This is a genomic window from Pseudomonas entomophila, from assembly GCF_018417595.1.
Taxonomy (GTDB): Bacteria; Pseudomonadota; Gammaproteobacteria; order Pseudomonadales; family Pseudomonadaceae; genus Aquipseudomonas; species Aquipseudomonas entomophila_C.
The window spans coordinates 5,015,806-5,034,273 of record NZ_CP070982.1; the positions used below are offsets into that span (position 1 = coordinate 5,015,806).

At 63.9% G+C, this 18,468-nt stretch carries 20 protein-coding genes; 9 read left to right on the forward strand and 11 right to left on the reverse strand.

What is annotated here, in order from left to right; all coding sequences use genetic code 11:
* Positions 1-14: 14 nt before the first annotated feature.
* On the forward strand, positions 15-1,196 hold the full coding sequence (locus tag JYG34_RS21930) for an acetyl-CoA C-acetyltransferase (protein ID WP_213658310.1): 1,182 nt from the start codon (positions 15-17) through the stop codon (positions 1,194-1,196).
* Positions 1,197-1,302: 106 nt separating this feature from the next.
* On the opposite strand, the gene JYG34_RS21935 is transcribed toward JYG34_RS21930, so the two are convergent.
* On the reverse strand, positions 1,303-2,010 hold the full coding sequence (locus JYG34_RS21935; protein ID WP_213658311.1) for an SDR family oxidoreductase: 708 nt from the start codon (positions 2,008-2,010) through the stop codon (positions 1,303-1,305).
* A gap of 76 nt (positions 2,011-2,086) precedes the next feature.
* Here JYG34_RS21935 and JYG34_RS21940 point away from each other — a divergent pair, with 76 nt between their 5' ends.
* The gene (locus JYG34_RS21940; RefSeq protein WP_213658312.1) at positions 2,087-3,043 is read left to right on the forward strand and encodes an arsenic resistance protein; all 957 of its coding nucleotides are present in this window, start codon (positions 2,087-2,089) and stop codon (positions 3,041-3,043) included.
* A 156-nt stretch (positions 3,044-3,199) separates the two neighbouring features.
* On the opposite strand, the gene JYG34_RS21945 is transcribed toward JYG34_RS21940, so the two are convergent.
* Positions 3,200-3,724, reverse strand: coding sequence for a histidine phosphatase family protein (locus tag JYG34_RS21945; protein ID WP_213658313.1), 525 nt, complete (start codon positions 3,722-3,724; stop codon positions 3,200-3,202).
* A gap of 163 nt (positions 3,725-3,887) precedes the next feature.
* Positions 3,888-6,176, reverse strand: a complete 2,289-nt coding sequence (gene metE, locus JYG34_RS21950) for a 5-methyltetrahydropteroyltriglutamate--homocysteine S-methyltransferase (RefSeq protein ID WP_213658314.1) — start codon at positions 6,174-6,176, stop codon at positions 3,888-3,890.
* A gap of 321 nt (positions 6,177-6,497) precedes the next feature.
* Here metE and JYG34_RS21955 point away from each other — a divergent pair, with 321 nt between their 5' ends.
* The 3 genes from JYG34_RS21955 (at position 6,498) to JYG34_RS21965 (ending at position 8,596) form a co-directional block, all read left to right on the forward strand.
* Positions 6,498-7,985, forward strand: a complete 1,488-nt coding sequence (locus JYG34_RS21955) for a methylenetetrahydrofolate reductase C-terminal domain-containing protein (protein WP_213658315.1) — start codon at positions 6,498-6,500, stop codon at positions 7,983-7,985.
* A gap of 91 nt (positions 7,986-8,076) precedes the next feature.
* The gene (locus JYG34_RS21960) at positions 8,077-8,316 is read left to right on the forward strand and encodes a type II toxin-antitoxin system RelB/DinJ family antitoxin (protein WP_213658316.1); all 240 of its coding nucleotides are present in this window, start codon (positions 8,077-8,079) and stop codon (positions 8,314-8,316) included.
* Entirely contained in the window at positions 8,306-8,596 is a 291-nt protein-coding gene (locus JYG34_RS21965) for a type II toxin-antitoxin system RelE family toxin (protein ID WP_213658317.1), read from the forward strand. The genes JYG34_RS21960 and JYG34_RS21965 overlap by 11 nt, the downstream gene beginning before the upstream one ends.
* A 2-nt stretch (positions 8,597-8,598) precedes the next feature.
* Here the strand turns inward: JYG34_RS21965 and JYG34_RS21970 are convergent, their stop codons facing one another.
* Positions 8,599-9,372: a carbon-nitrogen hydrolase family protein gene (locus tag JYG34_RS21970; protein ID WP_213658318.1), complete on the reverse strand. Its 774-nt coding sequence runs from the start codon at positions 9,370-9,372 to the stop codon at positions 8,599-8,601.
* A gap of 235 nt (positions 9,373-9,607) precedes the next feature.
* On the opposite strand from JYG34_RS21970, the gene JYG34_RS21975 reads away from it, so the two are divergent.
* The gene (locus tag JYG34_RS21975; protein WP_213658319.1) at positions 9,608-10,648 is read left to right on the forward strand and encodes a DMT family transporter; all 1,041 of its coding nucleotides are present in this window, start codon (positions 9,608-9,610) and stop codon (positions 10,646-10,648) included.
* 144 nt (positions 10,649-10,792) lie between these two features.
* The gene (locus tag JYG34_RS21980; protein ID WP_213658320.1) at positions 10,793-11,188 is read left to right on the forward strand and encodes a hypothetical protein; all 396 of its coding nucleotides are present in this window, start codon (positions 10,793-10,795) and stop codon (positions 11,186-11,188) included.
* 25 nt (positions 11,189-11,213) lie between these two features.
* Here JYG34_RS21980 and JYG34_RS21985 read toward each other — a convergent pair whose 3' ends face one another.
* Both JYG34_RS21985 and JYG34_RS21990 read right to left on the reverse strand, forming a co-directional pair.
* Positions 11,214-11,699 carry a PIN domain-containing protein gene (locus JYG34_RS21985; RefSeq protein ID WP_213658321.1) on the reverse strand — a complete coding sequence of 162 codons (486 nt, stop codon included), beginning with the start codon at positions 11,697-11,699 and terminating at the stop codon, positions 11,214-11,216.
* Positions 11,680-12,747, reverse strand: coding sequence for a helix-turn-helix domain-containing protein (locus JYG34_RS21990; RefSeq protein WP_213658322.1), 1,068 nt, complete (start codon positions 12,745-12,747; stop codon positions 11,680-11,682). Before JYG34_RS21990 ends, JYG34_RS21985 begins: the two co-directional genes overlap by 20 nt.
* A gap of 202 nt (positions 12,748-12,949) precedes the next feature.
* Here JYG34_RS21990 and JYG34_RS21995 point away from each other — a divergent pair, with 202 nt between their 5' ends.
* Complete coding sequence (locus tag JYG34_RS21995; RefSeq protein WP_213658323.1) at positions 12,950-13,546, forward strand: hypothetical protein; 597 nt, start codon at positions 12,950-12,952, stop codon at positions 13,544-13,546.
* Between the two features lie 268 nt (positions 13,547-13,814).
* Here JYG34_RS21995 and JYG34_RS22000 read toward each other — a convergent pair whose 3' ends face one another.
* The 4 genes from JYG34_RS22000 to JYG34_RS22015 form a co-directional block, all read right to left on the reverse strand.
* Complete coding sequence (locus JYG34_RS22000) at positions 13,815-14,828, reverse strand: alpha/beta hydrolase (protein WP_213658324.1); 1,014 nt, start codon at positions 14,826-14,828, stop codon at positions 13,815-13,817.
* A gap of 32 nt (positions 14,829-14,860) precedes the next feature.
* On the reverse strand, positions 14,861-15,280 hold the full coding sequence (locus JYG34_RS22005) for an organic hydroperoxide resistance protein (protein WP_213658325.1): 420 nt from the start codon (positions 15,278-15,280) through the stop codon (positions 14,861-14,863).
* A 158-nt stretch (positions 15,281-15,438) separates the two neighbouring features.
* Complete coding sequence (locus JYG34_RS22010; protein WP_213658326.1) at positions 15,439-15,822, reverse strand: helix-turn-helix domain-containing protein; 384 nt, start codon at positions 15,820-15,822, stop codon at positions 15,439-15,441.
* A 163-nt stretch (positions 15,823-15,985) separates the two neighbouring features.
* Positions 15,986-16,669, reverse strand: a complete 684-nt coding sequence (locus tag JYG34_RS22015; protein WP_028689876.1) for a hydrolase — start codon at positions 16,667-16,669, stop codon at positions 15,986-15,988.
* A 259-nt stretch (positions 16,670-16,928) separates the two neighbouring features.
* On the opposite strand from JYG34_RS22015, the gene JYG34_RS22020 reads away from it, so the two are divergent.
* Positions 16,929-17,390: a Rid family hydrolase gene (locus tag JYG34_RS22020; RefSeq protein ID WP_028689877.1), complete on the forward strand. Its 462-nt coding sequence runs from the start codon at positions 16,929-16,931 to the stop codon at positions 17,388-17,390.
* Positions 17,391-17,409: 19 nt separating this feature from the next.
* Here JYG34_RS22020 and JYG34_RS22025 read toward each other — a convergent pair whose 3' ends face one another.
* Complete coding sequence (locus JYG34_RS22025; RefSeq protein WP_213658327.1) at positions 17,410-18,378, reverse strand: LysR family transcriptional regulator; 969 nt, start codon at positions 18,376-18,378, stop codon at positions 17,410-17,412.
* Between the last annotated feature and the right edge of the window lie 90 nt (positions 18,379-18,468).

The following is an 18,468-nucleotide window of genomic DNA, read 5'->3' on the forward strand; positions in this document are numbered from 1 at the left end:
CCCGGAGAACAACAATGAACGAAGTCGTCATCGTCGCCGCCACCCGTACTGCCATCGGCAGCTTCCAGGGGGCCCTGGCCAACGTGTCCGCCGTCGAGCTGGGCGCTGCCGTGATCCGCCAGCTGCTGGCCCAGGCCCAGCTGGACCCGGCCCAGGTCGACGAAGTGATCCTCGGCCAGGTGCTCACCGCCGGCGCCGGCCAGAACCCCGCCCGCCAGGCCGCCGTGAAGGCCGGCCTGCCCTACGAAGTCCCGGCCCTGACCCTGAACAAGGTCTGCGGCTCGGGCCTCAAGGCCCTGCACCTGGCCGCCCAGGCCATCCGCTGCGGCGACGCCGAAGTGGTGATCGCCGGTGGCCAGGAAAGCATGAGCCTGGCGCCCTACGTGATGCCCTCGGCGCGCACCGGCCAGCGCATGGGCCACGGTCAGCTGATCGACAGCATGATCACCGACGGCCTGTGGGATGCCTTCAACGACTACCACATGGGCATCACCGCCGAGAACCTGGTGGAAAAATACAGCCTCACCCGCGAGCAGCAGGACGCCTTCGCCGCCGAGTCGCAGCGCAAGGCCGTGGCCGCCATCGAGGCCGGGCGCTTCAAGGACGAGATCACCCCGATCCACATCCCGCAGAAGAAAGGCGAGCCGCTGGTGTTCGACACCGACGAGCAACCCCGCCCCGGCACCAGCGCCGAATCCCTCGGCAAGCTGCGTGCCGCCTTCAAGAAAGACGGCAGCGTCACCGCCGGCAACGCCTCCAGCCTCAACGACGGCGCCGCCGCGGTGCTGCTGATGAGCGCCGGCAAGGCCAAGGCCCTGGGCCTGCCGGTATTGGCGAAGATCGCCGCCTACGCCAGCGCAGGCGTAGACCCGGCGATCATGGGCATCGGCCCGGTGTCGGCCACCCAGCGCTGCCTGGCCAAGGCCGGCTGGCAGTTGGGCGAGCTGGACCTGATCGAAGCCAACGAAGCCTTCGCCGCCCAGGCACTGGCCGTGGGCAAGCAGCTGGAATGGGATGCCGCGAAGGTCAACGTCAACGGCGGCGCGATCGCCCTGGGCCACCCCATCGGCGCCTCGGGGTGCCGGGTGCTGGTGACCTTGCTGCACGAGATGATCAAGCGTGATGCCAAGAAAGGCCTGGCAACCCTGTGCATCGGCGGCGGCCAGGGCGTGGCGCTGGCGATCGAGCGCGGCTGATCCGGTTCGCCGCAAGCCGGCTCCTACGGGGGGTCTACACGATACCTGTAAGAGCCGGCCTTGCCGGCGAATGGGCCACCCGCAGCGCCACCGCCGTCAGGGCATGTCAGAAGCGCTCATCCCGCAGCGCAGGCAGGGTGATGTCGCGCACGTAGCTGGCCGACGACAGGCTCAGCATCATCCGGCACACCTGCACCACATCATGCAGCGGGATCAACGAACCCTCGCCCCGCTGCTCGGCCTGCGCCAGCGGCACGTCCAGCCCGTCTTCGGTATTCAGGTAGCCAAGGTTCAGGCAGCTCACGCCAAGGCCCTGGTCGCGGAAGCCTTCGCGCAGTGTCTCGGCAATGCCACGCAGACCAAACTTGCTGGCGCCGAAGGTGACTTCAGGCCGGCCACTGCCAGGCAGGCCCGACGTGGAGCCGGTGAGGATGATCCGTGGCCGCTCGCTCTTGAGCAGCACCGGCAGCAGGCGCTTGATCAACAGCAGCGGCGCGGTGATGTTGGTGGCGACCATGTGCTCGATCTGCCCCTCGTCATCGTCGAGGAAGCTGTAGCCTTCCTCGAAAGCCCGCTCTTCCCAGATGCCGACGTTGTACACCAGCGCATCCAGCCCGCCGCTGGCCACTGCCTCATGGATGACTGTCGCGGCCTGGCGCGGCTGGCCGAGGTCAGCCTCGATCCAGTGCACCGTGCCCGGCAACGACGCCGGCCGGGTACGCGACACGCCGATCAGCGTATCGCCTGCGTCACCCAGGCCCTCGACCAGTGCCTTACCCAATCCCTTGCTCGCACCCACCACTAGAATTCGCATCGAATCACTCCCTATGGACTGCGCCAGATAGTACCCTGCCCCGCCTAGCAATTCAGTCGAAAAAACCAGGCCACTCGTGGACAGAGATCAACTCGAACGCAATCAGATCCCCCTCTACTTCATCGCCGTGGCGCTCGCCGCCGCCATCGGCCTGCTCGCGCCGGGCGTTGCCCAACCGCTGGAGGCGCTGGTGACCCCGGCCATCGCCGTGCTGATGTATGCGATGTTCCTGCAGATCCCGTTCCTCGACCTGCGCGCGGGCCTGGGCAACCGACGCTTCATGGGCGCGCTGCTGCTGGCCAATTTCGTGCTGGTGCCGCTGCTGGTGTGGGCCGGGACTCGCGGGCTGGTCGAGCATCCCGCCGTGCTGGTCGGAGCCCTGTTGGTGCTGCTGACGCCGTGCATCGACTACGTGGTGGTGTTCACCCATATCGGCAAGGGCGACTCGCGCATGACCCTCGCCGCCACGCCGGTGCTGCTGCTGGTGCAACTGGCGTTGCTGCCGTTGTACCTGGCGCTGATGATCGGAGGCGCCAGCAGCGTGGAAATCTCCGTGGCGCCCTTCATCGAGGCCTTCGTGCTGCTGATCGTGCTGCCACTGCTGCTGGCCGTCGCCACCAGTGCCGGCGCGCGGCGCTCGGCGCTGGTCGCGAAGTGGAACGACGCCTGGGCCTGGCTGCCGGTGCCGGCCATGGCGCTGGTGCTGATCGCGGTGATCGGCTCGCAGATCGGCGTGGTGGCCAGCCGCCTGGACGACCTGCTGCCGGTGGTGCCGGTGTATGTCGGCTTCGCGCTGTTGGCGCCGGTGCTCGGTTTGCTGGCGGCGCGGCTGTTCAAGTTGTCCACAGGCGAAGCACGGGCCGTGACCTTCAGCGCCGCCACGCGCAATTCGCTGGTGGTGCTGCCGCTGGCGTTGGCGCTGCCCGAGTCGGTCCGCGCATTGGCGGCGGCGGCGGTGATCACCCAGACGCTGGTGGAGTTGGTGAGCGAGTTGATCTATGTCCGCGCCGTGCCGGCGCTGGTTCGGCGTTAGGCATGCCATGGGGCCGCTCCGCGCCCCTTTCGCGACACAAGGCCGCTCCCACAGGTGCAGCAGCGCGCTTGAGGGTGGTGCTGTACCTGTGGGAGCGGCCTTGTGTCGCGAATGGGCTGCGAAGCGGCCCCAGCAATAGCAGCCGGTGCACAGTCCTCAGCCCAGTTGCAGCCGCCATTGGCCGTAATGGCTCAAGCGCACACGCGCCAGCGGCGGCACGTCGATGCGATGGAACGACGCGAAAGGCGCGCCCAGCGCATGCAGCATCGCGGCGCGGATGACGAAGGGGTGGGTGACCGCGATCCATTCACCCTCGCCCAGGGCGCTGTCCATCCAACGGGCGACACGCTGGCACAGGGCGGCAATCGATTCGCCACCATGGGGGGCGGCCTGCGGGTCAGTGAGCCACGCCTGGAGCTCACGCTCGTCCAGTTGCTTGAGCGGCTTGCCTTTCCAGGTACCCAGGTCGCAGTCGCGCAGGCCTTCGTCGATGGTCGCGGCCACGCTCTCTGCCGTTTGCCGGGCACGTAGCTCCGGCGCGGTGAGGCAGCAGGCGGTAGTGGATCGTTCGATGAGAGGAGACGGCAGATCGCGCAGCGGATCGTCGTCGAGGGCAAAGCGCCCCACCCGTTGTGCCTCGGTGCGGGCGTGGCAGATGAGGCTGAGGTGGATGGATTTCATGGCCGTACGCTCTGATCACAGTCGAAAGTTCGATGGTGCCTGAACGATCCCGGGGCTGCCATGCAGCCCTTTCGCGGCTCAAGGCCGCTCCTACAGTCGACCGCGATCCCCTGTAGGAGCGGCCTTGAGCCGCGAAAGGGGCGCAAAGCGCCCCCAAACGCTTTCAAACCGTTGCGCGCAACTCGCGGGCCGCCGCCACCATGTTCACCAACGCCGCCTCGGTCTCCGGCCAAGCGCGGGTCTTCAAGCCGCAATCCGGATTGACCCACAACCGCTCGGCCGGAATCCGCTGGGCCGCCTTGCGCAGCAGCTTGACCATCTCCTCCTTGGCCGGCACCCGTGGCGAGTGGATGTCGTAAACGCCAGGCCCGATCTCGTTCGGGTAGGCGAAGCGCTCGAAGGCCTCCAGCAGCTCCATGTCCGAGCGCGAGGTCTCGATGGTGATCACATCGGCATCCATCGCCGCGATCGACTCGATCACGTCATTGAACTCGCTGTAGCACATGTGGGTGTGGATCTGCGTTTCATCACGCACGCCCGAGGCGCACAGGCGAAACGCCTCGGTCGCCCATTCCAGGTAATGCGGCCAGGCACTGCGGCGCAGCGGCAGCCCCTCGCGGAAAGCGGCCTCGTCGATCTGCACGATCTTGATGCCCGCCGCTTCCAGGTCCACCACCTCGTCGCGGATTGCCAGCGCCAGCTGGCGGGCCTGCACTTCGCGGCTCACGTCCTCGCGCGGGAAGGACCACATCAGCATGGTCACCGGGCCCGTCAGCATGCCCTTCATCACCTTGCGGGTCAGGCCCTGGGCATAGGTGATCCACTCCACGGTCATCGGCTTCGGACGGCTCAGGTCACCGAAGATCACCGCCGGCTTCACGCAGCGCGAACCGTAGCTCTGCACCCAACCGAAGCGGGTGAACACATAGCCGTCCAGTTGCTCGGCGAAGTACTCGACCATGTCGTTGCGCTCAGCCTCGCCGTGCACCAAAACGTCCAGGCCCAGGTTCTCCTGGATCTCCACCGCATGGCGGATCTCACTGTGCATCGCCTCGACGTAGTCCGCTTCCGTCAGCTTGCCCTGCTTGAACGACTGACGCGCCAGACGGATCGCCGAGGTTTGCGGGAACGAACCGATGGTGGTGGTCGGAAACGCCGGCAGGTCCAGACCGGCACGCTGCTTGGCGATACGCTGCTCGAAGGCCGATGCACGCTGGCTGTCTGCCGGCTTGATCGCGGCAACACGGGCCTGCACCGCAGGTTTGTGAATGCGTGGCGAGGTAGCGCGCCTGTGTTGCACGGCACGGCTCTGCGCCAGTGCGGCGAGCACATCGTCGGCCTCAGGTTGATTGACCGCCTTGGCCAGCAGCGCCACTTCCTGGCACTTCTGCACGGCAAAGGCCAGCCAGCTCTTCAGCTCGTCATCGAGCTTGTCTTCACGATCCAGGTCCACCGGGCTGTGCAGCAGCGAACACGACGGCGCCACCCACAGGCGATCGCCCAGGCGCTCGTGGGCATGGCGCAGCACGTCCAGCGCCTTCTCCAGGTCGCAGCGCCAGACGTTGCGGCCGTTGACCACGCCCAGCGACAGCACCTTGTAGGCCGGCAGGCGGTCGAGGATGGTCGGGTACTGGTCCGGGGCACGCACCAGGTCGATATGCAGGCCATCGACCGGCAGGTTGGCGGCAAGGCCGAGGTTGTCTTCCAGGCCGCCGAAGTAGGTGGCGATCAGCTTTTTCAGCGGTGCGCGCTGGAGGATGTTGTAGACGCGCTCGTAGGCGTTCTTCCAGTCCTGCGGCAGGTCGAGGGCGAGGATCGGCTCGTCGATCTGCACCCACTCCACCCCCTGGCCGGCCAGGCGGTTGAGGATCTGGTCATACAGCGGCAGCAAGCGGTCGAGCAGTTCCAGCTTGTCGAAGTCGGCGCCCTTGGTCTTGCCCAGCCACAGGTAGGTCAGCGGGCCGATCACCACTGGCTTGACCGCATGGCCCAGGGCCTTGGCTTCCTCGACCTCTTCGAACAGCTGCTCCCAGCTCAGGGCGAACTGCTGGTCGGCGCAGAATTCGGGGACCAGGTAGTGGTAGTTGGTGTCGAACCACTTGGTCATTTCCTGGGCGTGGGCGCCACCGCAGCAGCTGTCACTGACGCCCCGGGCCATGGCGAACAAGGTTTGCAGGGTCGGTTTGGCACCGTCCTTGGCACGGAAGCGCTCCGGGACCACACCGAACGTCAGCGAGTGGGTGAGCACCTGGTCGTACCAGGCGAAGTCGCCCACCGGCAGCAGCTCGATGCCGGCCGCCTTCTGCACCTGCCAGTGCGCGGCGCGCAGGCCACGGCCCACGGCACGCAGGCCGGCTTCGTCCAGCTCGCCCTTCCAGAAGGCCTCCTGGGCTTTCTTCAGCTCACGGTCGCGGCCGATGCGCGGAAACCCCAGGTTGTGTGCCAGTGCCATGTTGTCGTCCCTCGATCCTTAAAAGTGAATGAGGGGATTCTGGGCGCTGGGGCAAGGTGAGACAAACTCATAAAATTTGAGATGAACTCAAGATCTGTTCATGATCGGTGGTCAGACGAAGACCCCTGTAGGAGCGGCTTCAGCCGCGATCACCCGCGAAGCGGGTAACAGGCACCGCGTCGCCTGCATCGCGGCTAAAGCCGCTCCTACAAGAGCCCGGTGAATGTCTCAACCAGCACACTCCCCCGCGCAATCAGACATGCCCCACCCACCAATCTGCCGCACACTGCCACCCTGCCCCACTCCGGTAGCCCGCACCCCATGAGCCTGCTGAAAACGACCCTGGACGCCAACGCCTTCGCCTGCATCCTGGAATTCGTCCCCAAGCCCAGCGCCGAGCGTTTCGCCACCCTCCAAACCCTCATGGCCCGCACCCGGCTGTGCGGCTGGCCGCTGACCGTGGCCATCGGCGACCGCGTCGGCAGCGCCCTGGACATGTCACCGTTGGAGGCCTTCGGCAGCCTCGCGAACCCCGTCCCGGCCCTGCTGCACTTCTCCGGCAAGGACCGCGAGCGCCGCGACCTGCTCGCCCAACTGCAACGCATGGACGCCGCCGGCCTCGACCAGCTCCTGCTGCTCACCGGCGACCGCCTGCCCGGCCACAACCCGGGCGAACGGCCGGTGCGCTACCTGGAATCCGTCGCCGCCCTGCAGACCGTCCGCCAGGCCCGCCCCCACTGGCTGCTGGCCGCCGCGCTCAACCCGTTCAAGTACCAGGAAGCCGAAGGCGGCGCGCAATACTGCAAGGCCGAAAAGAAACTCGCCGCCGGCGCCGACCTGTTCATCCTGCAACTCGGTTTCGACTTCGCGAAACACCAGGAAGCCTACGACTGGATGCAGCGCCAGCCTCGCCCCAAACCGCTGATGGCCTGCATCATGGCGCTGACCGAAGGCCGCGCCGGGATGCTCGAGCATGTCGCCGGGGTGACCGTCACGCCGTCGATGCGCGCACTGCTCGCCGCCGAGACGGCGGTGTCCAAGGCCTACGCCAAGGAGCGCGCCAACCATCGCCTGGCGTTGCAGGTAATCGGCCTGAAGTTGAAGGGCTATGCCGGCGTGCACCTGTCCGGCATCCATGAGGTGGCGCAGTTCGAAGCGCTGGAGCAGGCCATCGACGCGCTGCAGCCGCAGTTCACCTCACTGGAAGATTGGGCCCCGGCTTGGCAAGCCGCCTGGCAGGAACCCGACCTGGCGCCGGTGACCTTCCACCCACCGGGGCACGCCTGGCGCCTCGGGCAGCGGCAGATCACTGCATCGAACAAGGAAAAGGCCCGCTACCACCTGTTTTCGGCGATGCATCATCAGCTGTTCAGCCGCACCACGGCCCTGAGCAAGGCCTTTGGCTGGGCCGTGACCCGACCACTTTGGGCCAACGCCACGGCAGCGCAGTGGCTGCATCAAATGGAACGGAGCATCAAGCGCCCGATGGTGGGCTGCGACACCTGCGGCAGCTGCCGGCTGGAGGACACGCTCTACATCTGCCCCGAGACCTGCCCCAAAGGCCTGGCGAACGGGCCATGCGGCGGCACGAGCCTGGACCGTTGCGAGTTTGGCGACCGGGAGTGCGTGCACAGTGCCAAGTATCGGCTGGCGGTGAGCGTGGGCAGGACCGAGGTGTTACGCGAGCGGTTGATTCCTTGCGTGCAAGTGGAGAGCCGGCATCGCAGTTCGTGGCCGGTGTGGTTCGAAACGGCCACCTCGAAATCGCCCTCCCGGCAGCCCGACGTCGCTCCGGAGTTCAACGAGTAATACGCCTGTCGGTAATCTCGTTGCCACCCTTGCCCAACAGACTGCTTTGGCTCATTGTACAGACCACTGTCATTACAAAGAGACTGCAAGCATGGCGTCCATCAATGTGCGTATCGACGACGAACTCAAGGTCCGCGCCTACCGTGAGCTGGAAAAACTGGGTGTAACCCCTTCCGAGCTGATGCGCCAGGCACTGCAATACGTCGCTGAGCGCGGGCAACTGCCGTTCAAGCCCGTGTTGCTGACCGAAGAGGACGAAGCACTGCTCGCCACGGTACGCGAACGCCTGGCCGCGCCGCAGAGGATAAGGGTAACGCTGGATGACCTATAACCTCGATTTCGATGCGCGCGCACTCAAGGAATGGCAGAAGCTCGGCGACACCATTCGGCAACAACTCAAGAAGAAGCTGGCAACCGTGTTACTCAACCCGAGGGTCGAAGCTAACCGTCTGCATGGATTTGCGGACTGCTACAAGATCAAGCTGCGCAGCAGTGGCTATCGAATGATCTATCAGGTCATCGACCAGGAAGTCGTGGTGTTCGTGATCGCCGTGGATAAACGTGAGCGGGACCAGGTTTACCGCAAAGCGGCCGAGCGATTGGCCAAGTGATTTCAGGCTGGATCAGCGACATCCAGAGACACGAACACCTCGCGTCCTTGCCATTCGCCCGACTGCCCAGAAACAACCAACAGCCGATTCCCGGCCACTGAAGCAGCGGCAACACACCGCCCCTGCTCGTCCCAGAACGCGCTGCGCCCAGCCGCCGCCCAGCCTCCCGTGGTACCGCCATGATTGGCCATGAGCACCGCCATCGCATGTCGCTGCGCATGCCCCTGCAGCAAGGCGCTATCCGCCGGATACCCTCCCTCCCCGATCAGCACACCCGTCGCGTACACCTGCGCGCCACGCTGCGCCGCCTGGGCGGCATGCTCCGGATGGCTGAAATCGGCGCATACCGACAAGGCCACGGACAGCCCAGCGACGGACAACAACTCGCCGCCGCTCCCCGCACTGAAGAACACGTCCTCGCCGGTATGCAGGTGCTGCTTGGTATAGGCCGCAATCGAGCCATCCGGCTGGAGGATGCAGGCCGCAATCTGCGGCTTGTCCTGGCCCGGCACCTTGAGCGGCATCCCGACCACCGTGGTCATGCCCGCTGCCTGGGCGAACTGGCGCAGTGGCGCCAGCAGCGGCGTGTCCAGGTCCTGCGCCAGGCCACTGGACACGGCGGGGGCGTAGCCCGTGAGCGACAGTTCGGGGAAGAGCAACAGGTCCACCCCCTGCTCATGGGCTTGGCGCATGAACGCCAGGTGCAAGGCCAGGTTGGCGGGGATGTCGCCATCACGAATGGCGCATTGGGCGGCGGCGAAAACGGCTGGTGGCATGGACGTCTCCTGACAAGGTAGCCAGACTCTGCTCGACCGCTATCCAAAAGACAACATCGCCATCAACGCTACGAGAACCATGGAGGCCTTTGCGTGGGAGCGGGCTTGCCCCGCGATTGGGCCACAGGGCGCCCCAGCATCCAGCCGGACGTGAGTCCACTCTTCACATAACGCATACCCAGGCAACGCTATGATGCTCCCCTGCACGCAATGAGCCTGACAGGGTGGCCCCATCATGAATCTGAGTGTTCTCTACGCGTTGGTTGCAGCCGCGCTGTTTGGCGCAAGCACGCCGCTCGCCAAGTTGTTGGGTGTCGATACCCCGCCCATCCTGTTGGCCGGGCTGCTCTACCTGGGCAGCGGCGTCGGCCTGACCCTCGTCCGCCTTGTGCGCGATCACGGCTGGCAGCGGCCCGGGCTGCCTGCCGGAGAGTGGCCCTGGTTGCTGGGTGCCATTTTCTTCGGCGGCGTGCTTGCCCCTGTGGCGCTGATGTTCGGCCTCACTCGCACAGCCGGGGCAACCGCATCGTTGATGCTGAACCTCGAGTCGGTCCTCACGGCAGTGCTGGCGTGGGTGGTGTTCAAGGAAAACGCCGACCGCCGGATCGTGATCGGCATGATCGCCATCGTCCTGGGCGGCGTCGTGCTGTCATGGCCACAGGAGACCACGACCGCCCATGACTGGACCGGGCCGCTGGCGGTGGCATTCGCCTGCCTGTGCTGGGCGATCGACAACAACCTGACCCGCAAGGTCTCCGCCTCGGACGCGCTGTTCATCGCCGGCAGCAAAGGCCTGGCGGCGGGCGTGGTCAATGGCGGCCTGGCCCTGGCCATCGGCTCGCAACTGCCAGCCGTGGCAACGTTGGGGTCGATCCTGCTGGTTGGGTTTCTCGGCTATGGCGTCAGCCTGGTGCTGTTCGTCCTGGCCCTTCGCGGGTTGGGGAGCGCTCGCACCGGGGCGTACTTTTCCACGGCGCCGTTCCTGGGCGCGGCGGTCGCAATTCTGATGCTGGGTGAGTCGGTGTCCGTGACGTTCCTGCTCGCCGCGGCGTTGATGGCCTTGGGTGTGTGGATTCACCTGATGGAAAATCATGTTCACGAACATCAGCATGAGCCCCTCGATCACAGCCACCGGCATACGCACGATGAGCACCATCAGCATGAGCACGACTTCGAGTTGGATGGCAGCGAGCCGCACAGTCACCCGCATGTGCATGCGCCGATTCGACATAGCCATGCGCATTTTCCGGATGTTCATCATCGGCATAGGCATTGAGCGAGTCAGGGTGAGGGGACAGGTATTTCTCACCCGTCCGCGGTAGAGAGATTCGTCCCCTTTTCCGTCCGACGAATCGTCACCTGCTAACCCATTTTTTGATTTGTTCACTACTCAGGTTTACATAGCCAACCCAAAGGCGCGGTGCAGACCAATACCTTCAGCGCCAGCACACCCGAGCTGTTCAAACAGGCTCGGCCTTACCTGCGCTCCCCGGTGAAACGTAAAGTCGCAATTTCTGCCGAGCTACCTCTCGGCCACGGCATTTTCCTGGCCGGTGAAACGGCCCGGGCCAACCAAACGCTCCTGGCCGCGCCCGCGCAGCCCGTCTACGGTATGACCAAGCGGCGTCTTGATGCGCTGCTTGCCGATGGCTCGCTGCACCCCAGCCAGTCGATGGACGATACCCTGGATACATCCAGCAACCGTGCCGATGCGGCTTCCCTGTTCCTGAGCCTGGACAACAGCCAGGATGAGTGCGTCCAGATGGCGCTCGATGAACTGAGGGAGCGAGTGGAATGGCTGGGGTCAGGGAGTTAGGGCTTTTCGGGGAGCACTTCAGCCGCTATCGATAGAACTCATCCAGACGTTGATGAGCAACCACCCAGGGCAGCCGACGTGCATTCGCCCGCATCCTTCGATAGGCCTCATGGGCCTGGTCAACAGAGATCACCTCTCCTCGAACAAGCTCCTCAACCACCCAGAGCGTGCCCTTCACCTCAACCTCTTCCAGCAAAGCCGCTTTGCGCAACGCCTTGTCCCCAGATAGCAACGGGCATTTCTCCTGCCTTGCCAGCGCCAACGCGAAGCAATCGTTGCGGCTAGGCCCCCTGACCCGACCAACCAACTCCACGGCATAGAGCATGGTGGCAGGGTTGAGCTCAGCCAGCTCGAGCCCCAGGCCCAGCAGATGCGCATGCTGGGCTTCAAGCTCATCGAAATAGAGGATATCCGGCACAGTGAACTGGTAAGGCAGCGTGAAGAGTTGGGCCAGTAGCTCGCCCTCTTCAAGGTCGATCAGGATGTTGGCATCACTGATGAGCAGCTGCATCCAGTAACTCCAGTTTGCGCGCCTGGTGGAACTGATAGACCGTCATGCCCAGCAGCTCCGCCGCCTTGGACTCGCCGACAATCCCTTCCCCCAACGCGCGGTAGACCAGTTGCTGGAACAGCCGCGTGGTTTCCTGCCGGTACGCCTCCCCAGGCTCCTGCTTACGCCAACCCTGTTTGACGAAGACCATGAACAGCCGCTCACGCACAGCCTGCTGGATGATCTCCAGGTCCCCGGCGCGGTATAGGCAACCCTGCATGCTGAGGCCAAATTCCGCCTTGAGCAGATACAACTCGCGCACCTCCAGCATGTGGCGTTTGTTGCCCAGATGCTGCCGCATGGCGCTGGCCGGCACCAGCAATGCCGAAGCGAAACGGTTACAGGCCTTTTCCTCGTCCAGCCCTTCGGCCAACCGACCGTGCATCAGCAGGTGGCCAAGTTCGTGGGCCAGGGTGAACCGCTGCCGGTCACCCGGCCAGTCCGCCGACACCACAATGACCGGCTGCCCCGCCACGCTGGCCTGCAAGCCATCGAACTTCGCCTGTGCATCGACCTGGGTGATGATCACCAGAATCCCATGTGTCTCCAGCACGTCGATCAAATCGGGAATCGGGCTCGCCCCCAGGCCCCACAGCTGCCGCACCTGATCCGCCAGGTTGTCGACCATCTGCAGCGAATCCAACTGTGCGGGCAGCCCTGCCGGCGCGCTGAACGCCTGCACGGGATAATCCGGCCATAGATTGATCAGCTCCTGCCAACGCTCCGCCTGATCCAGCACATCGGCCTCGATGCGCTTGAGGATCGCCTTGGGCGTGCTGCAACGCTTGCGATATTCGACACCCGCCAGCTCGACCTTGGCAGGGCGAAAAAAGTACTCGGCGCGCACCGACAGCGCCTTGCACAAGCGCACGAGCACGCCGGAACTGGGCATGCTCTGGTCATGTTCATACTTCTTGATCATGTTGGCGCTCACGCCCACCTGATCACCTAGCGCCTGCATCGACAGGCCAGCAGCAGCGCGGGCACGTTTGAGCCGCTCGCCGATCATCAGCTGTCCCCCTCGGTTTACGATTCCATGATATTTCAAAGAAATATAAACCCAATACGCTTACCCGTCGAGACATGGGCGACGACCGCCCCACCCTGTCCAGCTCGGCATCGCGCAACCGGCCGCTGATTCATATGCCTCCCCAAAGCCTGTATAAAGCGCCAACAACCCGCGCCCCGACGTCTGCCAAAGGAAACCGTCCATGCTTCGGCTCTTGCTGCCAGCCCTGCTCCTGCTGCTTGCCGGCTGCGCCACCAAGCCCCCGGCCAACCCCGACAACCTCTGCGAGATCTTCCGCGAGAAGCCGAAATGGCACGAGGCGGCGCTGAAGATGCAGGCGCGCTGGGGTGCGCCGGTGCAGGTGCCGATGGCGATGATGTACCAGGAGTCCTCGTTCAAGCACGACGCCCTGCCGCCGCGCTACTACTTCCTGGGTTTCATCCCCTGGGGCCGGGTCAGCAGCGCCTACGGCTACGCCCAGGCCAAGGACGAGACCTGGGCCGACTACAAGCGCGATGCCGGCGGCTGGGGCGCCGCCCGCGACGACTTCGCCGACGCGATCGACTTCATGGGCTGGTACATGCAGAAGAGCCAGCAGGTCAACGGCGTGTCCAAATGGGACGCTTATGGCCAGTACCTGAATTACCACGAAGGCTGGGGCGGCTACCGCAACCGCAGCTACGACGCCAAGCCGTGGCTGAAGAACGTCTCGCAGAAGGTGCAGGCGCGGGCGTCGGTGTTTGGGGCGCAGTACCGGAGCTGCGAGCAGGAGCTCGCGCGGGGTGGGTGGTTCTGGTAGGGACGCCTGACGATACGTTGCCGCCCCAAAAACCCGCTGCCAGTCAGTTAAGCCCATTGGGGTCGCTCCGCGACCCTTCGCGGGTAAACCCGCTCCTACAGGATTGCGCAAACGCTGAATCGAGCGCTGTACGTGTAGGAGCGGGTTTACCCGCGAAGGGCTGCAAAGCAGCCCCAATAAGTGCGACGAAGCGCTAACTGACTGGCGGCTTTTTCGTTTCCCGCATTGATCGCCCGTTCATGGCATCCACCTGCGGGCTTGGGTGGGCTCACTTCAAATGCACTTTCAGCGCCTCGCCTGCCTGCAGCATTGCAGCGCGTACCGCCGGCACCTGGCTGACCACGTTCAGCAAGCCATAGTCATGGATCATGCCGTTGTAGCGCACCGCCGTGACCGGCACGCCGGCTTGGTCCAGCTTGCGCGCATAGGCTTCCCCTTCATCACGCAGCACATCGGCACTCGCGGTCTGCACCAGCGCTGGCGGCAGGCCTTTCAACTGCTCGGTGGTCGCGCGCAGCGGCGAGGCGTAGATCTCGGCACGTTGCTTGGGGTCGGTGGTGTAGTTGTCCCAGAACCACTTCATCATGTTGCGGGTGAGGAAGTGCCCCTCGGCATACTGGTTGTACGACCCTGTCTCGAAGTTGGCGTCGGTCACCGGCCACAGCAGCACCTGGTACTTGATGGCCGGGGTGCCTTTATCCTTGGCCATCAGGCTGACCACCGCGGCCATGTTGCCGCCGACGCTGTTGCCCGCGACCGCCAGGCGCTTGCCGTCGACATTGATGTCCTTGCCGTGCTCGGCCACCCATCGGGTTGCCGCGTAGGCCTGGTTGATCGCCGTCGGGTAGTGCGCCTCTGGGGACGGGGTGTAGTTGACGAACACCGCCACCGCCCCGGACTCGACGACCAGGTCGCGCACCAGGCGCTCATGGGTCGGGAAGTCGCCGAGCACCCAGCCACCGCCGTGGAAGTACATGAACACCGGCAAGGTCCCCTTCACACCCGCCGGGCGCACGATGGTCAAGCGGATGGCCTGGCCATCGACGGTGATGGTCTTCTCGCTGACATCCGCCTTGGGCAGCGTCAGTTTCACCCCGGCCTGGGCGCCGCTCAGCACCGCACGGGCATCCTTCGGCGAAAGCTGCTCGATGGGTTTGCCACTGCCCGCGTTCAAGGCATCGAGGAATGCCTGGGTGTTGTGCTCGACGCCAGCGTCGGCGAATGCGTTACCGATCGACAAGGCAAGGAGCGAGCCCGCGAGTGCTTTGGTCAAAACGTTCATTTAAAATCCCCTGTTTCTGCTGAGGCGGTAGGTCAGACGGTGACGTGCAGACGGACATCGACGTTGCCACGGGTGGCGTTGGAGTACGGGCACACGTGGTGGGCCGCCTCCACCAACGCTTGCGCATCGGCGTGCTCCAGGCCTGGCAGGTTGATGTGCAGGTCGATATCCAGGCCAAAGCCGCCTGGGATCTGGCCAATGCCGACCTGTGCCGTGATCGAGGCGTCGGCTGGAATGCTGCGTTTGCGCTGGCCGGCGACGAACTTCAGCGCACCGATGAAGCAGGCCGAGTAACCCGCAGCGAACAGTTGCTCAGGGTTGGTGGCATCACCACCGGCACCGCCCAATTCCTTCGGCGTGGCCAGTTTCACGTCGAGGTGCTTGTCGCTGGAGATGGCTCGGCCATCGCGACCACCGGTTGCGGTGGCGACTGCGGTGTAGAGAACGTTCATGGCTTTCCTCACATTTGATGTATTCGGGGAATGCTGTTGGCGATTTCACTGTTTGTACGCCAACAATTCGCAATCACTTATTGCGCAATAATTTAGTGCGCAATATTTTTAGAAATAATCTGTCGCTTTAACAAATTGGTTTGCAAGGGGGTTACACCTCAGGCAATGGCTTGTTGCTGCCAAGCCTTTGGTGTCATGCCTTCAGCCTTCACGAAGGTGCGGCAGAAGTGCGATTGATCGCAGAAGCCGCATTCCAGTGCGATCTCTGCGAGCAACATCGTCGAAGTCTTCAATAGCTCCCTGCTCTTCATCACCCGCTGCTCACGCAACCATTGTTGCGGGGACATCCGGGTACTTTCCTTGAACATGCGTGAGAAGTGACTGCGCGACAAGGCGCACGCTTGGGCGATTTCAGTCACTGATAGGCAGGTATCCAGCCTGTCCAGCATCAGCTGTTTGGCCGTTCTCAACTGCCAGGATTTGAGCTGCCCTGTCGAAGCCAGAGTGAGCGTCGCCAGCACGGTAGAGTTGTCCTTGTTCATACACACCCATCAATCCAGGTAGCAGGATGCGAGCGCCTGACGCGAACAGCGCTGGGCGCTGGAAACCCCAGAGGTTCCAGGCCAGGCTCGTTGATTCGGATCAGCCCACTGCGCACCCTTCGCACGTCAGTGAACAGCCCCCATGGCAGGGGCTGGCAAAGGCTCAGACAGCAGCGACAGGCGCCAAGGTGGGGCCATGCTGAACGCGCTCAGGCGCCTTGTGCACCATGGTGTAGGCGTAGTCGACGCCCATGCCATAGGCACCGGAATGCTCCTTGACCAGCTCCATCACGGCGTCATAGGTGTCGCGGTTCTTCCAGTCCCGCTGCCATTCCAGCAGTACCTGCTGCCAGGTCACCGGCACCACGCCGGCCTGGATCATGCGCTGCATGGCGTAATCGTGGGCTTCCTTGGTGGTGCCGCCGGAGGCGTCGGCGACCATATAGATTTCATAGCCGGCATCGTTCATGGCCGACAGGGCGAAGGTGGCGTTGCAGACCTCGGTCCACAAGCCGGAGACGATGATCTTGTTGCGGCCATTGCGCTTGAGTGCGTCGCGCACCTTCTGGTCATCCCAGGAGTTCATCGAGGTGCGCTCCAGCAGCGGCGCGTCGGGGAACACCGCGAGCAGCTCGGGGTAGGTGTGGCCCGAGAAGCTTTGCGTCTCGACCGTGGTGAAGGTGGTGGGGATATTGAAAATCTTCGCGGCCTTGGCCAGGCCAACGGTGTTGTTCTTCAGCGTTTGCCGGTCGATGCTCTGGACGCCGAAGGCCATCTGCGGCTGCTGATCGATGAAGATCAGCTGGCTGTTGAACGGGGTCAGGACTTCAGTCTTAGGATTGCTCATTGTTGTTTCCTTTCAATTTGATGAAGTTCGATCGCACCCGTTTCGGGGCCCGCACGTTGCGGGCATCACCGTAGCCACGAGTGCTCGCCTCAGCGTCGTTGCTTGAGGACGAGCAAACGATAACGAAACAAAGCGCCTCTCGGTGGCGCACTTTTGCGCCTCTACCGGCTCATTTTTGCGCCATTGAATACGCGGTCGCGCTGCTAGCATTCGCCGTTCCATTCGGATCAAGCCGGTCCGTCATGTGCAGGAGAATGCAATGGCAGCTTCACAACCGTTCAATAAACAGACCGCCTACTGGGGCGTTGCCTGGGAGGAGGCGTATGGCTATCCGCAGGCACGGCGGGTAGGCAACGAGATCTACGTCTCTGGCCAGTTCAACCATGACGAGGCCGGTAATCTGCTGGCCCCGGCGCCGCTGAACGCCGACGGCAAGCCCAGTGATTTCTCGTCGATGGGCGAGCAGATGCAGGTCGCCTACGACAACATCTCAAAGCTGCTCGCCTTGTATGGCGCGACGCTGCAAGACGTTGTCGAGGAAACGCTTTATGTACTGGACATGGACGCTGCCTTCGCGGTGGTCGGCAAAGTGCGCAAGGCGGCCTATGGCACTGAGCGACCTCAGTGCGCGAGCAATATCATTGGGGTGTCGCGGCTTGCCCAGCGCCCGCAGCTGATCGAGATCGCCTGCAAGGCCGTGATTGGCGCCCGGGAAATCTAAGCTGCACTCCCGGTTGCGATCAGCTGACCGGGAGTACCGACTGCCCCTCGACCAAGGGCTTTTGACTGGCCACGGCAGCGGCGCAGAAAGTCATGAATGCTTTGACGCGCCACGACTTGCGAATGTCCTGGTGCGTCAGCAGCCACAATTCGTCCTGAAGCTCTGGCACCACCGGGCCTGCGCGTACCAACCCCGGGGTGATGTCGCCCAACATGCAGGGCAGGAATCCATACCCCAGGCCCGCCGCGATGGCGACACTTGCGGCTGCAACCGAGTCGGTGCGGTAGGCAATGCGCTCCGCGGCGACCCGGCTTTCGACATAGCTTGTCGCCCGCAAACCGCAGAGCGCCGCCGAGTACGACACCCATGCCTGCCCCTCTGCGAACAGGGGCTCGGCAGTCACCTGCTTGACGCTGCAGTACGGTGCCCAGGCAATGTTCGCCAGTTTACGGCCCACCAGGCTTTCCGCAGGTTTTCTCGTCGCTCGAATGGCGATATCCGATTCATCCCGGGCGAGGCTGAGGGTTTCATTGCCCACCAGCACCTCGAGGCTGATCCCCTCGTTCAGGGCCTTGAAGTCCGCGATGATGGGGGTGAAGAAGTACAGCAGCAGCGAGTCGCTGGTGGTGATGCGAAGTTTCCCCAGCGGGCCTTGGCCTGAACGTGAAACACGCCGCGTGACGCTGACAATATCCAGCTCCACGCGCTCGGCGAGTGCGCGCAATTCCGCGCCCTCGGCGGTGAGCAGATAGCCTGATTTGCGGTGGTCGAACAGCGCGATGCCGAGCGTTCGCTCGACCTGGGCAACCCGGCGCGAAACGGTGGAGACATTGATGCCAAGCTTCTTGGCCGTCGCCGCACGATTGCCGCAATCACTGAGCGTCTTGATGATGCGCAAGTCGTCCCACGAGAGCTGATTGACAGCCTCGGCGACGTCCCACTTCGGCCCATCAGCGGCAGTTGGCGCTTTTCCAGTTGGCGATTTCACACAGTTCGTTCCGGATGCGAAGGCGCTGATGATACGAGATGGGGGTGGGTGAAGCAGCCATATTGTTCTGGCGATTGGTTGAAAACCGGG

Coding starts and splice junctions, on each gene's coding strand:
- JYG34_RS21990 (WP_213658322.1), bottom strand. CDS start 12,747: ATGATCGGCGAGCGGCTCAAACGTGCCCGCGCTGCTGCTGGCCTGTCG.
- JYG34_RS21995 (WP_213658323.1), top strand. CDS start 12,950: ATGCTTCGGCTCTTGCTGCCAGCCCTGCTCCTGCTGCTTGCCGGCTGC.
- JYG34_RS21975 (WP_213658319.1), top strand. CDS start 9,608: ATGAATCTGAGTGTTCTCTACGCGTTGGTTGCAGCCGCGCTGTTTGGC.
- JYG34_RS21965 (WP_213658317.1), top strand. CDS start 8,306: ATGACCTATAACCTCGATTTCGATGCGCGCGCACTCAAGGAATGGCAG.
- JYG34_RS22015 (WP_028689876.1), bottom strand. CDS start 16,669: ATGAGCAATCCTAAGACTGAAGTCCTGACCCCGTTCAACAGCCAGCTG.
- JYG34_RS21970 (WP_213658318.1), bottom strand. CDS start 9,372: ATGCCACCAGCCGTTTTCGCCGCCGCCCAATGCGCCATTCGTGATGGC.
- JYG34_RS22010 (WP_213658326.1), bottom strand. CDS start 15,822: ATGAACAAGGACAACTCTACCGTGCTGGCGACGCTCACTCTGGCTTCG.
- metE (WP_213658314.1), bottom strand. CDS start 6,176: ATGGCACTGGCACACAACCTGGGGTTTCCGCGCATCGGCCGCGACCGT.
- JYG34_RS21960 (WP_213658316.1), top strand. CDS start 8,077: ATGGCGTCCATCAATGTGCGTATCGACGACGAACTCAAGGTCCGCGCC.
- JYG34_RS21955 (WP_213658315.1), top strand. CDS start 6,498: ATGAGCCTGCTGAAAACGACCCTGGACGCCAACGCCTTCGCCTGCATC.
- JYG34_RS21930 (WP_213658310.1), top strand. CDS start 15: ATGAACGAAGTCGTCATCGTCGCCGCCACCCGTACTGCCATCGGCAGC.
- JYG34_RS22020 (WP_028689877.1), top strand. CDS start 16,929: ATGGCAGCTTCACAACCGTTCAATAAACAGACCGCCTACTGGGGCGTT.
- JYG34_RS22000 (WP_213658324.1), bottom strand. CDS start 14,828: ATGAACGTTTTGACCAAAGCACTCGCGGGCTCGCTCCTTGCCTTGTCG.
- JYG34_RS21985 (WP_213658321.1), bottom strand. CDS start 11,699: ATGCAGCTGCTCATCAGTGATGCCAACATCCTGATCGACCTTGAAGAG.
- JYG34_RS22005 (WP_213658325.1), bottom strand. CDS start 15,280: ATGAACGTTCTCTACACCGCAGTCGCCACCGCAACCGGTGGTCGCGAT.
- JYG34_RS21945 (WP_213658313.1), bottom strand. CDS start 3,724: ATGAAATCCATCCACCTCAGCCTCATCTGCCACGCCCGCACCGAGGCA.
- JYG34_RS21935 (WP_213658311.1), bottom strand. CDS start 2,010: ATGCGAATTCTAGTGGTGGGTGCGAGCAAGGGATTGGGTAAGGCACTG.